Origin of the sequence: Janthinobacterium sp. BJB426 (assembly GCF_002735705.1) — a bacterium.
Lineage (GTDB): Bacteria > Pseudomonadota > Gammaproteobacteria > Burkholderiales > Burkholderiaceae_D > Janthinobacterium.
The window spans coordinates 83674-99123 of record NZ_PDZL01000003.1 but is presented as its reverse complement, the minus strand read 5'-3'; the positions used below and the strand labels follow the sequence as shown (position 1 = coordinate 99123).

General features: G+C 60.3%; 19 protein-coding genes. 4 read left to right on the top strand and 15 right to left on the bottom strand.

The window, feature by feature from the left end; genetic code table 11:
- Nucleotides 1-78: 78 nt before the first annotated feature.
- Entirely contained in the window at nt 79-300 is a 222-nt protein-coding gene (locus tag CSQ93_RS05970) for a hypothetical protein (protein WP_099377232.1), read from the top strand.
- Nucleotides 301-313: 13 nt separating this feature from the next.
- Here CSQ93_RS05970 and CSQ93_RS05965 read toward each other — a convergent pair whose 3' ends face one another.
- From CSQ93_RS05965 to CSQ93_RS05950, 4 genes are all read right to left on the bottom strand, one after another.
- Nucleotides 314-559 carry a hypothetical protein gene (locus CSQ93_RS05965; protein WP_099377231.1) on the bottom strand — a complete coding sequence of 82 codons (246 nt, stop codon included), beginning with the start codon at nt 557-559 and terminating at the stop codon, nt 314-316.
- Between the two features lie 72 nt (nt 560-631).
- Nucleotides 632-937, bottom strand: a complete 306-nt coding sequence (locus tag CSQ93_RS05960; RefSeq protein WP_099377230.1) for a hypothetical protein — start codon at nt 935-937, stop codon at nt 632-634.
- A gap of 130 nt (nt 938-1067) precedes the next feature.
- Nucleotides 1068-1274, bottom strand: a complete 207-nt coding sequence (locus CSQ93_RS05955; RefSeq protein ID WP_158301137.1) for a hypothetical protein — start codon at nt 1272-1274, stop codon at nt 1068-1070.
- An 89-nt stretch (nt 1275-1363) separates the two neighbouring features.
- Nucleotides 1364-1564, bottom strand: a complete 201-nt coding sequence (locus CSQ93_RS05950) for a DUF2158 domain-containing protein (RefSeq protein ID WP_099377228.1) — start codon at nt 1562-1564, stop codon at nt 1364-1366.
- A 179-nt stretch (nt 1565-1743) separates the two neighbouring features.
- Between CSQ93_RS05950 and CSQ93_RS05945 the strand changes: the two genes are divergently transcribed.
- Nucleotides 1744-2682, top strand: a complete 939-nt coding sequence (locus tag CSQ93_RS05945; protein WP_099377559.1) for an arginase family protein — start codon at nt 1744-1746, stop codon at nt 2680-2682.
- Here CSQ93_RS05945 and mntP read toward each other — a convergent pair.
- The 7 genes from mntP to CSQ93_RS05910 all read right to left on the bottom strand — a co-directional run bounded on the left by mntP (nt 2653) and on the right by CSQ93_RS05910 (nt 8856).
- Nucleotides 2653-3222 (bottom strand): manganese efflux pump MntP, encoded by a 570-nt coding sequence (gene mntP / locus CSQ93_RS05940; RefSeq protein ID WP_099377227.1) that lies wholly within the window; start codon nt 3220-3222, stop codon nt 2653-2655. The two genes, CSQ93_RS05945 and mntP, sit on opposite strands and share 30 nt — an antisense overlap.
- A gap of 183 nt (nt 3223-3405) precedes the next feature.
- Complete coding sequence (locus CSQ93_RS05935) at nt 3406-4260, bottom strand: undecaprenyl-diphosphate phosphatase (protein WP_099377226.1); 855 nt, start codon at nt 4258-4260, stop codon at nt 3406-3408.
- 95 nt (nt 4261-4355) lie between these two features.
- Nucleotides 4356-5213, bottom strand: coding sequence for an alpha/beta hydrolase (locus tag CSQ93_RS05930; protein WP_099377558.1), 858 nt, complete (start codon nt 5211-5213; stop codon nt 4356-4358).
- Between the two features lie 87 nt (nt 5214-5300).
- Nucleotides 5301-5942 carry a hypothetical protein gene (locus CSQ93_RS05925; protein ID WP_099377225.1) on the bottom strand — a complete coding sequence of 214 codons (642 nt, stop codon included), beginning with the start codon at nt 5940-5942 and terminating at the stop codon, nt 5301-5303.
- A gap of 104 nt (nt 5943-6046) precedes the next feature.
- Entirely contained in the window at nt 6047-6355 is a 309-nt protein-coding gene (locus CSQ93_RS05920; RefSeq protein ID WP_233516067.1) for a hypothetical protein, read from the bottom strand.
- Nucleotides 6356-6398: 43 nt separating this feature from the next.
- Nucleotides 6399-7088, bottom strand: coding sequence for a hypothetical protein (locus CSQ93_RS05915; protein ID WP_099377223.1), 690 nt, complete (start codon nt 7086-7088; stop codon nt 6399-6401).
- Nucleotides 7089-7191: 103 nt separating this feature from the next.
- A complete protein-coding gene (locus CSQ93_RS05910; RefSeq protein ID WP_099377222.1) occupies nt 7192-8856 on the bottom strand; it encodes a DUF6138 family protein in 1665 nt (554 codons plus the stop codon).
- Nucleotides 8857-9274: 418 nt separating this feature from the next.
- Between CSQ93_RS05910 and CSQ93_RS05905 the strand changes: the two genes are divergently transcribed.
- Nucleotides 9275-9967 carry a DUF3334 family protein gene (locus tag CSQ93_RS05905; protein WP_034784631.1) on the top strand — a complete coding sequence of 231 codons (693 nt, stop codon included), beginning with the start codon at nt 9275-9277 and terminating at the stop codon, nt 9965-9967.
- A 70-nt stretch (nt 9968-10037) separates the two neighbouring features.
- Here CSQ93_RS05905 and CSQ93_RS05900 read toward each other — a convergent pair whose 3' ends face one another.
- The 4 genes from CSQ93_RS05900 to CSQ93_RS05885 all read right to left on the bottom strand — a co-directional run bounded on the left by CSQ93_RS05900 (nt 10038) and on the right by CSQ93_RS05885 (nt 13442).
- Complete coding sequence (locus tag CSQ93_RS05900) at nt 10038-10484, bottom strand: GNAT family N-acetyltransferase (protein ID WP_099377221.1); 447 nt, start codon at nt 10482-10484, stop codon at nt 10038-10040.
- 63 nt (nt 10485-10547) lie between these two features.
- Nucleotides 10548-11204 (bottom strand): hypothetical protein, encoded by a 657-nt coding sequence (locus CSQ93_RS05895; RefSeq protein ID WP_099377220.1) that lies wholly within the window; start codon nt 11202-11204, stop codon nt 10548-10550.
- A 12-nt stretch (nt 11205-11216) separates the two neighbouring features.
- Nucleotides 11217-11765, bottom strand: coding sequence for a DUF2939 domain-containing protein (locus CSQ93_RS05890; protein ID WP_099377219.1), 549 nt, complete (start codon nt 11763-11765; stop codon nt 11217-11219).
- 294 nt (nt 11766-12059) lie between these two features.
- Nucleotides 12060-13442: a hypothetical protein gene (locus tag CSQ93_RS05885; RefSeq protein WP_099377218.1), complete on the bottom strand. Its 1383-nt coding sequence runs from the start codon at nt 13440-13442 to the stop codon at nt 12060-12062.
- A 318-nt stretch (nt 13443-13760) separates the two neighbouring features.
- Between CSQ93_RS05885 and CSQ93_RS05880 the strand changes: the two genes are divergently transcribed.
- A complete protein-coding gene (locus CSQ93_RS05880; protein WP_099377217.1) occupies nt 13761-15359 on the top strand; it encodes an ABC-F family ATPase in 1599 nt (532 codons plus the stop codon).
- Nucleotides 15360-15450: the final 91 nt, after the last annotated feature.

Sequence of the window (15450 nt, the reverse complement as noted above, 5' to 3'; positions counted from 1 at the left end):
AACGTACAGACTGCGGGCGGCAGGTGGCGCACAGTGGAGACCAGTCAGCTTCCTGACGCTTCTTGCACCGGAGGAACTATGTCGTTTGAAAATCCCACCATCCACAAAGGTTTTATTATCAGCGCCACGGCCAGTCAGCGCCGCGATGGCCGCTGGGTCGGCTCGTATGTCAGCCAGAACCAGGCATGCGGCGCGTATGCGGACACCTGCGATTACGACGATTGCAGCAACGAAAAAGAGGCGCAGCAACTGGCGCTGTCCGTCGGCTGGCGCCTGGCCGATGGCGTGCAGGCACGCTGAGGCAGCTTGCCGGTCAGCGCTTGCGCCGCAGGGCCAGCAGCAAGCCGGCCACGGGGAAGAGCAGGGCGGTGCCCAGTCGTACGGAGGTCAGCGTAGCGGCCTCCGCGCCGACCACATGCGGCAAGGCCAGCAGCAACAGGGGCGTGGGCACGGCGATGGCAAAGAAAAACAGATACCACGAATAGCCATTCTTCTTGGCCAGCAAGGCAATCAAGGCGCAGCCGACGAGGAAGACCAGCGGCAAATTCACATATTCCATGGTTCTGAGTTTTCATCCGGGAAAGCGCGTCATTATACGCGCGCACCAGGGGTGCCGGATGGACTTGCCGCATCAATTGCCGACGAAATCCGGCGGCTGCGGCGCCTGCTTTTCGGCAAGTGGCGCATCGGCCGGCAGCAGCGCCTTGATGGCGCCGTTATAGATGAGTTCCTGGGCATACGCCGAGGCCTCGATCAAGGCCGCATGCACGGACTTGAAACTGCTGGGTGTTTCAATCAGCACGGGCTTGGCGTACACCTGCAGCGTATCGCCACGCTTGCTGATCAAAATCATGCCCCGGTAGCGCCCATCCTTCTCCAGCGCCCCCGCCACATGAAATTCATACCCCCTGATCTGGTGTTTTTGTTGCTGATCCATGTCTCCCGCCTCCAGACCTGATTGTCGTGGCCCAGGCCTTTTTACGCCTATAGAACAGCTGAGTGTTTGATCTGAATCAAGACTGCCAATTCAAGCCACGATCCAACGAACGTCACGACGGCAGCCGTCATCACCCAGCGCGAATGGCGCGGATCTGCTGGGCCGTTTCCTCGATCTCGCGATACGCTTCCTGGATATAGCCACTGATCGGATGCCCGTCCATCCATTCGAAATAGGCGCGTTCGTCATGCTTGATGGAAAAGGGGACGTGGTGGTCGCGGATCGATTCGGCCGTTTCGCGCACCAGCGAGGCAAACAGCAGCTCCAGAGTTTCCATGATGGTCACCTTGCGAGACATAGAGCTTTTAATGTAGCACAAAGCCACCGGCCGGCCAGGGCGCCAGCCGCAGGCGTGCGGACCCGCCTTCAGGCGTCCTCGTAGCGGACGATGTCGAGCGCGCATTCGGGATATGCCTGCTCGAACAGGAACTGGTCTTTTTCGTACACGCAAAAGACGGCCGTCCGGTTTTCTTCCTCTGGGAAGTAGTCGCCGTCGATGCACAGCACCGTCATTGCGGGGCCGCCGCATTTGACGCGCACGATATCGCCTTCATGAAATTGCTTCATCGCTGATCCCATGCCGTAGGAGTCGAAATGGATGCCGTTGCTGGCAGATTATATTGTCAGTAATCATACGCCAGGAATAGTTGGTCGCGCACACGCTTGACATGCCGCTTGCAGCTATCATGATGCGAGGCGGCATATCGTGTGCCCGCATGCTTGACCCGAACCGTAGATTGTTTGCCATGGAAATTATTCTCGCTCCTTCCAACCTGGGCTTGCGGCCTCTGGCGCCTGGCCATGAACCGGGCACCTGGCGCGCGCCAGCCGTCCTGATGGCGCAGGGCTTGGAGGCGGCTGTGGGCGCACGCACTTGCGTGGCGCTGCCGCGTCCTGCTTATACGCCCATGGCCCAGCCTGGCACGCGCCTGTACAACGGCGTGACGATGCGCGCGTTCAACCTGGAACTGGCCGCGCGCGTCGCCGACAGCCATGCGCGCGGCGTGTTTCCGCTGGTCATAGGCGGCGACTGCTCGGTGCTGCTGGGTGCCCTGACGGGCGCGCGCAGCGCTGGCGGCGTGTCGCTGGTGCATGTGGATGGCCACAGCGATTTTCGCCATCCCGGTAATTATGATCCTGCGCAAACACTGGGCGCCGTGGCCGGCATGGACCTGGCCCTAGCCACGGGCCGGGGCGAGGCGCTGATGACGCAGTGGCCCGGCGTGACGGCGCCGCTGGTGGCGGAAGAGTATGTCGTGCAACTGGGGGAGCGGGAAAACCGCGATGCCGATTTTGCCTGGCCGGATGTGAATGACACGGCCATCACGCGCATCGATGTGTTTGAGGCCAACGCGGCGGGTGCCGCCGTGGTGGCCGAGCGTATCAATGCTGTGCTGGACAGGCGCGCGCCGCGGCGCTTCTGGTTGCACCTCGATGTCGATGTACTCGATCAGGCGCTGATGCCGGCCGTCGATTCTCCAGGCAGTCCTGGCATTGCACCCGATGCCTTGCTGGCCATCCTGCGGACCTTGCTCGATGGTGGTGGCTGCTGTGGCATGACGGTGACGGTGTTTGATCCCGACAAGGATCCGGATGGCGCGTGCACTGCCTTGCTGGTGGCGCTGCTGGGCCAGCTTTTCGCGCCGGCACCGGTGTCAGGCCGGGTGGCCGATATGCTCGTATAAGATCACGCAGCCGATGACGATCAGCACCAGGCCGCCCACCAGTTCGGCGCGCCGGCCCGCCACCGTGCCCAGCACGCGGCCCAGCATCACGCCCAGGGTCACCATGACGAAGGTGGAAAAGCCGATGGCGGCCGCCGTCACGACAATATTTGCGCCCAGCAAGGCCAGGCCCGCGCCCACCACCATGGCGTCGATGCTGGTGGCCAGGCCCGTCACGGCCAGCACCCAGAACGAGTGCGACTGGGCCGGCGCCTCTTCCTCGTCGGCATCGGACAGCGCGTTGCGTATCATCAGCAAGCCGATGATGCCCAGCAGGCTGAAGGCGATCCAGTGGTCCCACGCTTCCACGTAAGGTGCTGCCACGCTGCCCAGGGCCCAGCCGATGATGGGCGTGGTGGCTTCGATGACGCCAAAGATCAGGCCAGTGCGCAACGCCTCGCGCCATTGCGGCTTGTGCAGGGCGGCGCCCTTGCCCACGGCGGCCGCGAAGGCGTCGGTGGACATGGCAAGCGAGAGGGCGGCAGTGGCGGCGAAATTCATCGTTGGCTTTCAGTAAAACCTGGCTGGGATGATAGTTAACACAATAACGCCTAAGAAAACCGTAGCGAGCGGAAGGGAGTTATGGTCGAGAAGCGCAACTGTACGAAGGTACAGTGAGCATCGCAGGCCGTAAATCACGACGCGCAGCAGGTTTGATAGGCGTTTAACGCAAACCCGGCGATTTTACCCCAGGTACAGCACCACCAAGGAAGCCAGCAGGCAATATGCGCCAAAGAAATGCCAGCGGCCCTGTTCCAGCCAGCGCGACAGCCAGCGCAGGGCCAGCAAGCCGGCCAGGAAGGACAGCAGCATGCCCAGCAGGCTTGGGCCGAGCAGGTGCAGCAGGCTGTTGCCGTGTTCCAGATGGTCCAGGCTGCCATTCGCCACGGCCTGGTAAAAGCGCCAGCCTTCCTTGACCAGCACGGCCGGGGTCAGCACGACGGCCAGGGCAAAGCTGAATTCCTCGGCGCGGCGCTGCGGCACGCCCATGGCGATGCCGGCGGAAATGGTGGCGCCCGAGCGTGAAAAGCCGCGGAAAGGCAGGCACAGGCCTTGCACGGCGCCGATCACCATCGCCTTGCCGATGGACAAGGTGCCATGCTGGCGCGCTTGCAGGCGCGACGACACAATGATCAGTACGCCTGCGGCGGCCAGCGCGGCGGCCATCAGCTTCGCGTTGCCGAACAGGTGCTCGATTTCAAAGCCGGGCGCATCCTTGCTCATGACGTGCGTAATGCCTTTCAGCAAGCCGAAGCCGACGATGCCCGTCAGGGCAGTGGCGGCCACGAGCAACAGCACATTGCTGCGAAAGGCGCTGGCCGAGCTGAAATACGTGGCGCGCCAGGATTTCCAGAAATACACGATGACGGCAAACATGGTGCCTGTGTGCAGCATCACCAGCAGCATGGTCAGCTCTGGCGAGGTCGGGTCCAGGCCCATCAGCTTTTCCGCCATGATGACGTGGGCGGAGCTGGACACGGGCAGCAGCTCGGCGAAGCCCTGGACGATGGAAAGAATAAATAATTGCAAAAAACTCATGATTATCTGGACTCGGGCGGGAAAAGCAGGGCCGCCGATTTTACCCGCCCGATCCTGCGGCTACGACCCTCGCCAGATTACAGTTTGTCCATGTTTTATTGCCCAGCCGGCGCCTGCTGCTTGAAGACGCTGCGGAACGCCTTCAGTGCTGCCGGGTGATAGATCGTGCCGTGGGTTTCTTCCGGCATTTTTTCCACATGCCATTGCAAGCCGGGCGGCGCCTGCTTTCGCAGCACCTCCGACAGGCGCTGCACTTCGATGGCGATGCCTGACTCGCTGCTGGACGCCAGGTACAGGCTGTGCTTGCCTGCCGCGCCTTGCGCGAGCAGGGTTGCCGCCTGGCGCGGCAGTGCGCCGTGGTTCCACCACAGGCTGGGATCGAACGCCAGGTAATGGTCGAACAGCTGCGGTTCCAGCAGGTATGTTTCCACTACGAACAGGCCGGCCAGCGATTCACCGACGATGGCCGTCTCGCCCGTCGTGCGGTAACGGCGCCGCACCTCTGGCATCAGCTCGTCGCGGATGAAGGCCCGGTAGGCGGACGCGCCGCCCACGACGGGGGCGATCTTGCGGTCTGCCGCGCTCTCCGTCGGGCCCGTCAAGTCGCGCCGGCGCTGCGTGTTTTGCATGCCGACCAGCATGAAGGGACGCATCGTGCCATTCGCTACCGACACTTGCAGCAAGCCGGCCACGTGCAAAAAGTCTTCCGCCACGCCGCCGTCCGGCATGTACAGCACGGGCAGCGGCGCGTCGGGCGGCGTATCCCAGGCGCGCGCCATATAGACATTGATGTGGCGCTTTTCCTGCAGTGCCTGCGAATCGATGCTGAAACTTTCACCGATGACGAGCGGCGCGGCCGCGCTGGCGGCGGGTGCTGCAATGGCGATGTGGTGGAAGGGGCTGGACAGCAGCAGGGCGGCGGCGAGGTGCAGTGCAAGGCGAGAGTGGCGCATGTTTTCCCGTGATAAGTAAGTCGGATCGATGGCATGCACGTGTATGGACATGCCATCGGGCAATTCTATCTTATCTTTGGTGCAGCATTACTTGATCGTCAAGAGCTTCCGCTCGCGCACGATACCCGCCTTGTCGATCGTGTAGGCGACGAGCAGGGCGCCATCCTCGGCGCAGGCGTGGCAGGTGATCAGGGGCGTGGAAAACAGCACGCTCTGGCCGCCATCGCTGGTCGCCGTGCTGCCCACGAAGTCGGCGGGCGCAAACGGGACAGAGTCTGGATGGGCAGCGGCAAACGCGCGCCAGGCCGGCGTGGCGCGGTCTTCCTCGCCCACGGAGCCTTCGTCGACGTCGATGGCGGCACCATCGCTGCCGATCAGCAAGGTGCCTTCATTCGTGTTGGCGCGGAACGGATAGGTAACGGTGGCCAGGGCCGCCTTGCCCAGCGGCCGCCAGGCGGAGATGAAGCCGGCCTTGTTTGCCTTCACCAGCATTTTGGCCGCGGCGACTGCTTGCGGGCTGGCGCCCGAGCGCTGCATGGTGCGCAGCAGGCAGACGTCGGGCGCCGTGGGCGATTGTTCGCTGCGGCAAGCCGACAGCGAGCGTTCCTGCCACACGGCGCGCGCATCGATGGGGCCGATGTGCTGGGGGCTGGCCGCCTGCGCGCTCGCCAGAGTGGAGAACGCAAGGATGGCGCAGCCGAATACATGGCGGGAAAATTGTGTGGACATGGGGAACTTTCTGTAGCGGAAACAATAGAGCCTCCGATTATAGGAGGGGGCCGGCGAGCTTGCCCACACGAAACGGCCTCGCTGGCGGCCGGCTTGCGTCTCGATTAGCGCTTCTTTGCCGCCGCCTGGCGCAAGGCCTTCGCTTCCTGTTTATTGGGAATATGCGGGCGCGTGGCCAGCTCCCCCTTGACGGCGGCGATGGCGGCGCCGAACAGCTGTTCGGCTTGCTCGACGCTGGCGCCCGCATAGTGCTGCTGGTTGGACTGGGCGGCACGCAGCCGGCGCAGCAGCGCCAGCAATTGTTTGCCGTGCAGGGCGCGCAAGTCCTGCGCCAGCACTTGCGCGCCCAGCGTGACCTCCACATGCTCGGGGGCGAGCAGGTGCAGCAAGGCCAGGCCTGCGGGCTGTGGCACCGGTGTCAATTTATCCATCCGACCATTGTAAACGGGACCCGGATTACAGGTATTCCCAGATTTCATCGAAGGTTTCACGCGCGAAATCGTTACGCCAGGCTTCCGAGTTCTTTTCACGGCTGACGGCAAACACGGCGCGCCAGGTCTGCTTCGGCGAGCTCGTGTAGGTCGCGGCGATCTTTTGCAGACCCGCCTTGCATTGCTCGACCTTGCAGCCGCTCTTCGCCAGTTGCTGGGCCGCAGGCGCCCAGGCCACCGCTACCTTGACGACCTGGCATTCGAAGCTGACGGCAGCCGTTTGTATGCCGTTTTCCACCGTTACCGGGTCAGCCTTGGTGGCCTGGCACGCGGCGCCATTCTTGGCGGCAATGACGTTTGCCGCCAGCTGTTCGGCGGCCGGCGTCAGTGCCGCGCGCATGGTCGCGGGGAACAGGTCGGCGATCAGTTTGCCCGTTTCCGTTGGGAATTTGGCATCCGCTTCCTTCAAGCCGCTGTACGACGCGTATTCGGCGCTCTGGTGGCCCGCCAGGCGCGTGGGGCGCAGATAGGCATTGAGCTTGGCGACGCTGGCTTCATCCTGGTTGATGATGGTCTTGATGTACAGATTGGCCACGTCGACGGGCGCCAGTTCCACGGCGGTGTCGGCGGCGAAGGCGGGCTGGGCCAGCGCCACGGTGGCGGCAAAGCTTGCTGCCAGCAAGAAGGTGCGCGATGTTTGTTGTGTTTGATGCATGTATTTTCTCCACGATTCAATGTCAGGCGCCAAAAGATGCTTTACGGCAATTTTGGCGCCCGAATTATATATGGTGAAAGTCATAACGTTGCGCACATTAGGCCTACGCCTTGCTGGCCGCTTCCAGCAAGGCCAGCAGCAGCTCCTTGCGCCGGCCTTGCGCCTTGCGCGCCAGGGTCGCCAGTTTTTCCAGCTTGCCCCAGACGGGATACAGCATGTGCTCGACCAGATAGCCTTCCAGTCCTTGTAGTTGCTGGCAGAACAGTTCCAGTTTCTCCACGTCCTCCAGTTCCGCCTGGATTTTCACCTTTGCGTTATCCGTGCACGCGCGCAGGCAGGCCGCCAGCACGGGAACGGAGTCTGGCGTGACGCCATGCTTTTCAGCAAAGGCGGCCGTGAACTGATCCTGCACGGACTGGTGCTCCTCGTCGACGTTGGTCATGTAGTGCTGCACCAGGGGGAAATAGCGAGCGTCGAGCAGGCCCAGGCCAAACGTGGCGTAACTGCCTGGCATGCAATTCTTTTCGCCTTCCGTGTCGGCATAAAATTCGAATTGCTCGATGGCGGCGTGCGCATACGCTTCCAGCTGCGGCTGCAAGGCGGGCCAGGCGAGGGCGTTGGCAAAGAAGCGGTGCGTGTCTGACCTGGCCAGGCCTTTCAGGGGAAGATATTCCTTGACCTTGGACTTGAGCTTGATCTGGTAGCTTTTCGGGAAACCGTTGTTCAGCAAATGGGTGATGAACGCCAGCGCCTGCGCATACGCGCCTTCCTCTTCCCGGGCGATGACAATGGTGATGGTGGCAAACACATCATTGGCGCGGCATTCCAGCTGGGCATTTTTCAGGTGGATGGCGTCTGGCTCGAAAGTGCCGCTGCCTTCCTTGAGCATGCGCACGGCCCGTTCGCTGCCCAGTTCGCGGGCGATTTCCAGGAATTTCAGGCCTGTCGATTTGGCGTAGCTCGGTTCGTGGCGCAATATCATCACGGCGCCATATAGCAGCAGGTCGATTGGCTCCAGCGCCTGCGCGTCTGGCGCCGCGCCCGCTTTCAAGCTGTATTCCGCGCTGCGGTAGCTCGATTTCTGCACGTCATAGAACTGCGGCAGGAACTGCTTTTCCACCCAGGCCGTCACGGCCTGGATGATGTCGCTGCGATGTTCGGCCAGCGCTTGCGGGCGCGACTTGTTCAGTTGTTCGATGCGCTCGAATAGCGCGATCGTCCGGGCGATATCGGGCTGCGGAAACAGCTGGGGATCGAGCAGGTGGCGCGCGAGGAAGAAGGTTTCCAGCTTTTTCGTCGGCCGGTTGCCGTGCTCGAGTTTTTGCGTGACGTAGCTGTGTATGCGCTCGAGCAAGGTTGTGCGTTTGCCTTCGTTGACATAATCGAGCAGGTTCAGGTGCAGCATGCCCTGTGCCGTCTGGAATTTGCCGCGAAAGCTGAAGCGGTAGTCGATCAGGGGGGTGTCGGCCAGTGTCTCCAGCTTCGCTTGCACCATGGCAAGCAACTGGGGTGCGATGCTGTCGCGCACGACGGCTTCGTCCAGGCGCGATGGCGTCCTCGGTGCGAATTCCTCGGCATCGGCCAGCTGGAAATCGTCGGCCGTGGTGCGGCCGGGTTTGTAGTCGAGCAAGAAATCATTAAAGATGCCCATCTGCAGGGTGGTCCGATTCACGGCGCTTTCCAGATCGGTGCGCTTCAGGCGTTCGACAAACCACGCTTCCACGGCCGCCATCATTTCCGCCGTTGCCTGTTCTTGCAGTGTGCTCATCCTCTCATGCCTTTCGGTAGTTGTTGTCCTGGCGGCGCCGTTGCGTCCCGCGGAGGCAGTATAAGTGATGCTGCCTTTTCGCCATGGTTTCAAGCGTGCCAGGCTGATTCTTTCTACATGCTTATCTTCCGCATAATGTTGCCTTGCGATGTATTGGTATTTCCGCACAGATCGTCAAGTAAATGCAGGTATGGCTGGACGGAAATGTTACATCTGGGTATTCTGCGCATGATACTTATTTCTATACAGAAAAAGGTAAGAGGGCGGTTCGGGCCAGCGGCAACGCGGCGCGCGCCGCCACGCAAGGTCAGGCATGCAAAGGTGAAGTCGTCCGCTTGCTGAGCGAAACGGTCAAGTTTCGGCTCGCGGCGGGCAGGGAACAGTGCTGTCATCTTTAAAATAGTAGGAGAGGTTGCTCATGGATGCAGAAAAGGATGTTGTGTACGGTACAGAAGATTTGTTGATGAGTTTGTGCAACTCGGTAGTTCGGGTGCTCAACGTTGCAACGCAAAGTAAAGTCAATTATTCGGGCATGGTGCAGCGCATCACCAAGACGGGCTTGAAGCCGGACATCGGCTGTTTCGTCATGTTCGACGGTGGTTTCACAGGCCTGGTGGTGCTTAATTTCGCCGCCGATACGGCAATGGAAATCTACGAGCGCTACATGTTGCACATGGGCATGCCGAAGTCGGAGCTGGCCAGCTTCTACACATCGGACGAAGTGTCGAACATCATGGGCGAGCTGATGAACCAGATCGTGGGCGACTTCACGGGCAAGGTGCGGCGCGAGCTGCAAACGAACATCACCCAGAGCCAGCCGAAGATGCTGGTGCTGAACAAGCAGGTGATGCTCAGCGTCGACACGCCGCTGGACCGCCCGGAAATGCGCCGCGTCACGTTCTATACGGAAAAGAACAATATTTTCTATTTGGAACTGGCGATCGACCGTACCGAGTTCATCAAGCTGCACGATTTCGATTCGCGCGAAGTCGACGCCGACTCGCTGATGGATGGCGAATTCGCGAACCGCGAACGCGACGCCGCTCCGGCGCCTGCAGCGGAACCGGAAGACGACGACAACGCCGATCTGCTCAAGTCGCTGGGCATGTAAGCAGCGGTTGTTGACCGTGCTTGATAGTGGCTGGTGGCAGGTTTGCCGTCAGCCATTGTCGTTTATATGCCTACAAGGCCTTGCTCATGAATACCCGGCTCGTGCCTTCCGGGCTGCAGGCGATGTCGCCGAAGCGGCGCCAGCCGCGCCGTTCGTAAAATTCGGGCGCCTGGAAACTGATGGTGTACAGTACCGCCGAAGCGCAGCCGCGCCGGCGTCCTTCCTCTTCGAACTGCGCCAGTATCTGGCTGCCCAGTCCCAGCCCCCGCAAGGCGGCGGGCAAATAAAACAAATCGAGAAACAGCAGGCCCAGCGAAGTCCGGCCCATGGCGCCGCCCAGCACCCGCTGGCTGTCGCGGTCGCGCACGACCACGCTCAATACCTGTCTGTCGCTATAGCCGGTGATGGCATCGTTATAGGCGTTCAAGCCTTCGAGGATGGTTTGTTCGACCTCTGCGTCGATCGTGGCGCTGACGCAGATGGTGTAGGATAAGTCGATGGGCGTATGTGCTGGCATGCTCGGCAGGGTGAGAGTAAATAACTGTATGAATATACAGTATTTTACCTGTTTTTACCTGTCTTATTGCGGCAATATCAATGTTTCCATCCTACGCATGCCGACCATGCCGCTTTGCTGGCTGTCATCGAGCGACCAATACTCGAGCGCATACGCATAGCTGCCATCGACGATGGTCAGCGATTCCTTCTGGCGCCCGTTGGGTGCCTTGTAATACAGGCGCCGCGCCAGCCTGCCGTCGACCGTGTGCTTGAACGACTGCGGCGAAATGCTGGCGCGCTTGCCCGCCTTGCCGGCCATCGACATGGCCGTGATCGTCACATAGGCCCTGTCCGGGCAGCGGGCCAGCAGGTGCGCGCCGCTCAGGACAGTCGCTTGCGCTGGTTCCAGCGGGAAACCGAACGGCTGCATGCCGACGATATCGTGGCACCCCATCTGCTGCGCCAGGGTGCTCAGCACGGCCGGATCGAGCGCGCTGGTATAGTGTTTTTCAGCGGCCTGCGCCTGCCCCAGCGCCAGGCGGCGCTCCAGTTCAGCCAGCGAAATGTCGCTGGGCACGGGCAGCGGCGCGGGGGCGTCGGGATCGGCGGCCGCGGACGTTTCCGCCTGCATGCGCGCGGCGACAGAGTGGCTGCTCCCGGCTGTGCCATCGAGGGCGTGGGCGAGTGATGTGGCGCTGGCAATGGCCATGGCCAGCGAAAAGGCCGTGTGTTTCAGCATGAAATTTCCCGCTTAACGTGCGGCCATCGCCGACGCAATCTCGATCGAACTGAGTTTCCAGCCCCACACGCCATGGCGCAGCAGGACCAGCGCGCCGTCCTGCGCATTACCGTCTTTTGCACGCACGACAAAGGTGTTCACGCCGGCATAGCCTGCCGAATACTCGGCCTTTTTCTGCGCGCCATCGGCGGGCGCGTCCGCGTCCGCGTTCGCATTCGCTTGCGGGCTGACGGCGCTCTTGTTCACCAGCGCGACGACACCTGCGGGCGAGACCATGGTGTCGACCATCTTGCCCAGCATGGCGCTGGCGATCGACTGGCCCAGCGCGGCCAGCGGGTTGCCGCTGCCGGCTGTCGCTTCGATGCTGCGCGCCATGCTGGCTTCCAGCTGCGTCTTGACGCTGGCGCGCAGGGCGGGGAAGTCCACGTGTGCGGCCAGGGCTTCGGCGTTGCGCTCGGCCAGCGCGGTCTTGATCTGGTGCAAGGCGTAGTACGGCGAAGCGTAGACGGTGGCGGCGAGGGCAATGATGGCCGCAGCGGCGGCAATGGTAGTTTTTTTCAAGTGATGCCTGTGAGTCCGGTAGGGTTGGGATGCGCCCGCACAATACCAATGCCTGGTGGCGGGCGAGCACGCAGCCTAACTGCTAAATACGGACAAGGCAATCATGATGCATGGATAATTTTCAGGGGCAGGCACCGATGTGGATTGCTGCGTCGATGCCTTGCCGAAAAAACGGAGGTTGGAACGGGACGACATACTTTGTGCCGTAGCGGGACTTGCGTTCCAGGGAGCCGAACCGGAGCACGCCTGCAGCGCGATAGTGCCGCGCTGCAGTGGAGGACCTATGGCGATATTTCACAGGTCCGACGTTGCGTTCCCCTCGGGAATGACCAGTACAAAATCGTAGCCCTGAATCATGCCTTGGACACTGCTGTCTCCATTCGCCAGGGATTTGGCCGATCCCAGCAAGGGGCGCACGTCGAACAATGACCAGTCCTTATGCTCTTTCGCCGCGGCAAAGAAGGGTAATACGCCAGCCATGGAGGACTTGGTATCGACTTTTTCGATTTCTGTGATGGCCGACGCGCGCCCAATGCCGGCAAATTGCGCCTGCTTGCCTTTGGATGCCAGCACCAACACATGCAGCGATTTTTGTCCGTGGCCTTCCGCATATTCAGCCAGATAATTGCCGATCTCACGGCTACCGGCACCAAGCGGGTTATAGCCTCGGAATACATGCACTGCACCGGCTTTCAGCAACATGCGCTGTGCAGGCGCAAGCGTCAAATGGCTGGTCACATACTGCTTCATCAGCCTGGCACGCTGTATATTCGACGAATATCCTTGTCCCGGCGTCATGTTTTTGGTGTATATGCTGCGGCTTTCAAGCAATGAATTCAACATCGCCAAGGCGGGCATTTCCTTGGGTGTCGTGAGCAGCTTCTGTAATGCGACTAATTCTTCTTCTTTGATTTTTACCATGAAAAGCTCACGCGGGTCTCCGCTCTCCGATGCTCGGCGATAGTCGTCGCTTTCAAGCTTGCGGAAGGCCTCGACTTTTGATTTCGCCAAAGGACCAAGCGGTTGTTCAGCCATTTGGTCGAGCAAATATTTCGAAGCGCCCATGAGCTCCTGATCCATTCCCACTAAATGGAACGATGGTCCGGCAGCTTTGGCGATACGGGCCAGGAATTGCGCCTCAGCTTGCCACTTGTAAAAAGCAGTAGCGACCGGATATGCCTTATTAAATGCTGCTATGCCAGCGACGCCAGTATCGGCTTTCAATGTTTTTTCCAAAGCATCAGCAACCGTCGGCCCGTTTTCGATAATAAGCGTCGTAAATCCTTGATTTGCCAATTCTTCAAAATACGCCGCCGAAAAATGCGCAATTTCTGCAATGCCATGGTCTTCGCCGATGAGGACGAATTGGCTTTCCAGGCCCGCGTTTATCAATGTTGCCGCGCCGGTACCAACCATCTTTCCATGATCGATTGCGATAGTCGTGCGAAGGGCGGCCAGGCGGTCTGGCAAAGATAGCGGCGTATCCGCCGACAATACAGGTATGGCCAAGCTGGCCAATATGCTAAAAATAATCAAGGAATGAGGTTTTCGCATTATTTTTCTCAAAAGGGTGTTCTGGTCGGCGATTTCAGTCGCGGTGTATTTGGTAGCAGGATTTAACGCCTCCAGTTGACCTTGAAGGATACTTCCTCTTATAAATTTTATATATTGCGGCATGGAGAAACTCGGCAATCCTACGGTAAATCAGGGGGCGCGACAACTATCCGGATACAGGCGGTATTAATGATTTTCTGTAATCGGTCATTAGCACGGCGCTGCCGCCATCAAGGCAACACTATGACCGCAGTAAAGCGCAACAAGCGGGCCAAGCCCGGCCCCAAGCTGCTGACACTGGCCAACTGCCAGAAACCCGCGGACCTGAGCGGTGAAAACGGCCGGCTCAGGCAGCCCACCAGGATAGTGGTTCATGGTGGTTGCTGTATAATGGGAGAAAAGTACCTAACTACCTGTTTTCACTGGATAAAGACCTCACTAATGCTTTCTACAGCAAATATTACGATGCAGTTTGGCGCCAAGCCATTGTTTGAGAATATCTCCGTCAAGTTCGGCGACGGCAACCGCTACGGTTTGATCGGCGCGAACGGCTGCGGCAAGTCGACGTTCATGAAGATCCTGGGCGGCGATCTGGATCCGTCGGGCGGCAATGTCATGCTCGATACCAACGAGCGCCTGGGCAAGCTGCGCCAGGATCAGTTTGCGTTTGAAGACATGCGCGTCCTCGACGTCGTCATGATGGGCCACACGGAAATGTGGGCCGCCATCCAGCAACGCGACGCGATCTACGCGAACCCGGAAGCGACGGACGACGACTACATGCAGGCGGCCGATCTGGAAGGCAAAGTCTCCGAATACGACGGCTACACGGCTGAATCGCGCGCCGGCGAACTGCTGCTGGGTGCCGGTGTCGCCATCGACCTGCATCAAGGCCCGATGAGCAATGTCTCGCCAGGCTGGAAGCTGCGCGTGCTGCTGGCGCAGGCGCTGTTCTCGAACCCGGACATCCTGCTGCTCGACGAGCCGACGAATAACCTGGACATCAACACGATTCGCTGGCTGGAAGACGTGCTCAACGAGCGCAACTCCACCATGATCATCATTTCCCATGATCGCCACTTCCTGAACCAGGTCTGCACCCACGTGGCCGACATGGACTACGGCACCCTGAAGATTTACCCAGGCAACTACGACGAATACATGTTCGCCTCGACCCAGGCGCGCAACCAGCAACTGGCCAACAACGCGAAAGCGAAAGACAAGGTTGCCGAGCTGCAGGAATTCGTGCGCCGCTTCGCCGCGAACAAGTCGAAGGCCCGCCAGGCCACGTCGCGCGCCAAGCAGATCGAAAAGATCAAGGTCGACGACATCAAGCCATCGTCGCGCGCCTATCCGTTCGTGCGTTTCGACGGCGAAAAGAAATTGCACCGCCTGGCCGTGGAAGTCGAGAACATCTCGAAAGGCTTTGACCGCCAGCTGTTCAAGAACTTCAGCATCATGGTCGAGGCAGGCGAGCGCATCGCCATCATCGGCGCCAACGGCGCCGGCAAGACCACCATGTTGCGCTGCATCGCGGGCGACATCGCCGGCTTGCAGCCTGACCAGGGCCGCGTGAAGTGGGCGGAAAACGCCAACGTGGGCTACATGCCGCAAGATCCGACGGAAGATTTCGCCAAGGACACGAACCTGACCGACTGGATCGGCCAGTGGACGAAAGAGGGCGACGACGACCAGGCCGTGCGTTCCATCCTGGGCCGCTTGCTGTTCGGCGGCGACGATGTGAAAAAGGCCGTGAAAGTACTGTCCGGTGGTGAAAAAGGCCGCATGATGTACGGCAAGCTGATGCTGGGCCGCCACAACGTGCTGATGCTCGATGAGCCGACCAACCACATGGACATGGAATCGATCGAATCGCTGAACATCGCGCTGGAAAAATACGCGGGCACCCTGATCTTCGTGTCGCATGACCGCGAATTCGTCTCCTCGCTGGCGAACCGCATCATCGAGATCAAGGAAGATGAAGTGGTCGATTACCGCGGCAACTACGAGGATTACCTCAGAAGCCAAGGTATTGATTAAACACCTGATCAAACCTACTGCGCGTCGCGCTTTGCGGCCTGTGATGCTCACCGTACTTTTGTACGGTTGCGCTTCTCGGCCACAAATCGCT

What these genes read in the sequence shown, in the direction of transcription:
- CSQ93_RS05970 (WP_099377232.1), top strand. Translation starts at nt 79, where the DNA reads ATGTCGTTTGAAAATCCCACCATCCACAAAGGTTTTATTATCAGCGCC.
- CSQ93_RS05965 (WP_099377231.1), bottom strand. Translation starts at nt 559, where the DNA reads ATGGAATATGTGAATTTGCCGCTGGTCTTCCTCGTCGGCTGCGCCTTG.
- CSQ93_RS05960 (WP_099377230.1), bottom strand. Translation starts at nt 937, where the DNA reads ATGGATCAGCAACAAAAACACCAGATCAGGGGGTATGAATTTCATGTG.
- CSQ93_RS05955 (WP_158301137.1), bottom strand. Translation starts at nt 1,274, where the DNA reads ATGGAAACTCTGGAGCTGCTGTTTGCCTCGCTGGTGCGCGAAACGGCC.
- CSQ93_RS05950 (WP_099377228.1), bottom strand. Translation starts at nt 1,564, where the DNA reads ATGAAGCAATTTCATGAAGGCGATATCGTGCGCGTCAAATGCGGCGGC.
- CSQ93_RS05945 (WP_099377559.1), top strand. Translation starts at nt 1,744, where the DNA reads ATGGAAATTATTCTCGCTCCTTCCAACCTGGGCTTGCGGCCTCTGGCG.
- mntP (WP_099377227.1), bottom strand. Translation starts at nt 3,222, where the DNA reads ATGAATTTCGCCGCCACTGCCGCCCTCTCGCTTGCCATGTCCACCGAC.
- CSQ93_RS05935 (WP_099377226.1), bottom strand. Translation starts at nt 4,260, where the DNA reads ATGAGTTTTTTGCAATTATTTATTCTTTCCATCGTCCAGGGCTTCGCC.
- CSQ93_RS05930 (WP_099377558.1), bottom strand. Translation starts at nt 5,213, where the DNA reads ATGCGCCACTCTCGCCTTGCACTGCACCTCGCCGCCGCCCTGCTGCTG.
- CSQ93_RS05925 (WP_099377225.1), bottom strand. Translation starts at nt 5,942, where the DNA reads ATGTCCACACAATTTTCCCGCCATGTATTCGGCTGCGCCATCCTTGCG.
- CSQ93_RS05915 (WP_099377223.1), bottom strand. Translation starts at nt 7,088, where the DNA reads ATGCATCAAACACAACAAACATCGCGCACCTTCTTGCTGGCAGCAAGC.
- CSQ93_RS05910 (WP_099377222.1), bottom strand. Translation starts at nt 8,856, where the DNA reads ATGAGCACACTGCAAGAACAGGCAACGGCGGAAATGATGGCGGCCGTG.
- CSQ93_RS05905 (WP_034784631.1), top strand. Translation starts at nt 9,275, where the DNA reads ATGGATGCAGAAAAGGATGTTGTGTACGGTACAGAAGATTTGTTGATG.
- CSQ93_RS05900 (WP_099377221.1), bottom strand. Translation starts at nt 10,484, where the DNA reads ATGCCAGCACATACGCCCATCGACTTATCCTACACCATCTGCGTCAGC.
- CSQ93_RS05895 (WP_099377220.1), bottom strand. Translation starts at nt 11,204, where the DNA reads ATGCTGAAACACACGGCCTTTTCGCTGGCCATGGCCATTGCCAGCGCC.
- CSQ93_RS05885 (WP_099377218.1), bottom strand. Translation starts at nt 13,442, where the DNA reads ATGCCGCAATATATAAAATTTATAAGAGGAAGTATCCTTCAAGGTCAA.
- CSQ93_RS05880 (WP_099377217.1), top strand. Translation starts at nt 13,761, where the DNA reads ATGCTTTCTACAGCAAATATTACGATGCAGTTTGGCGCCAAGCCATTG.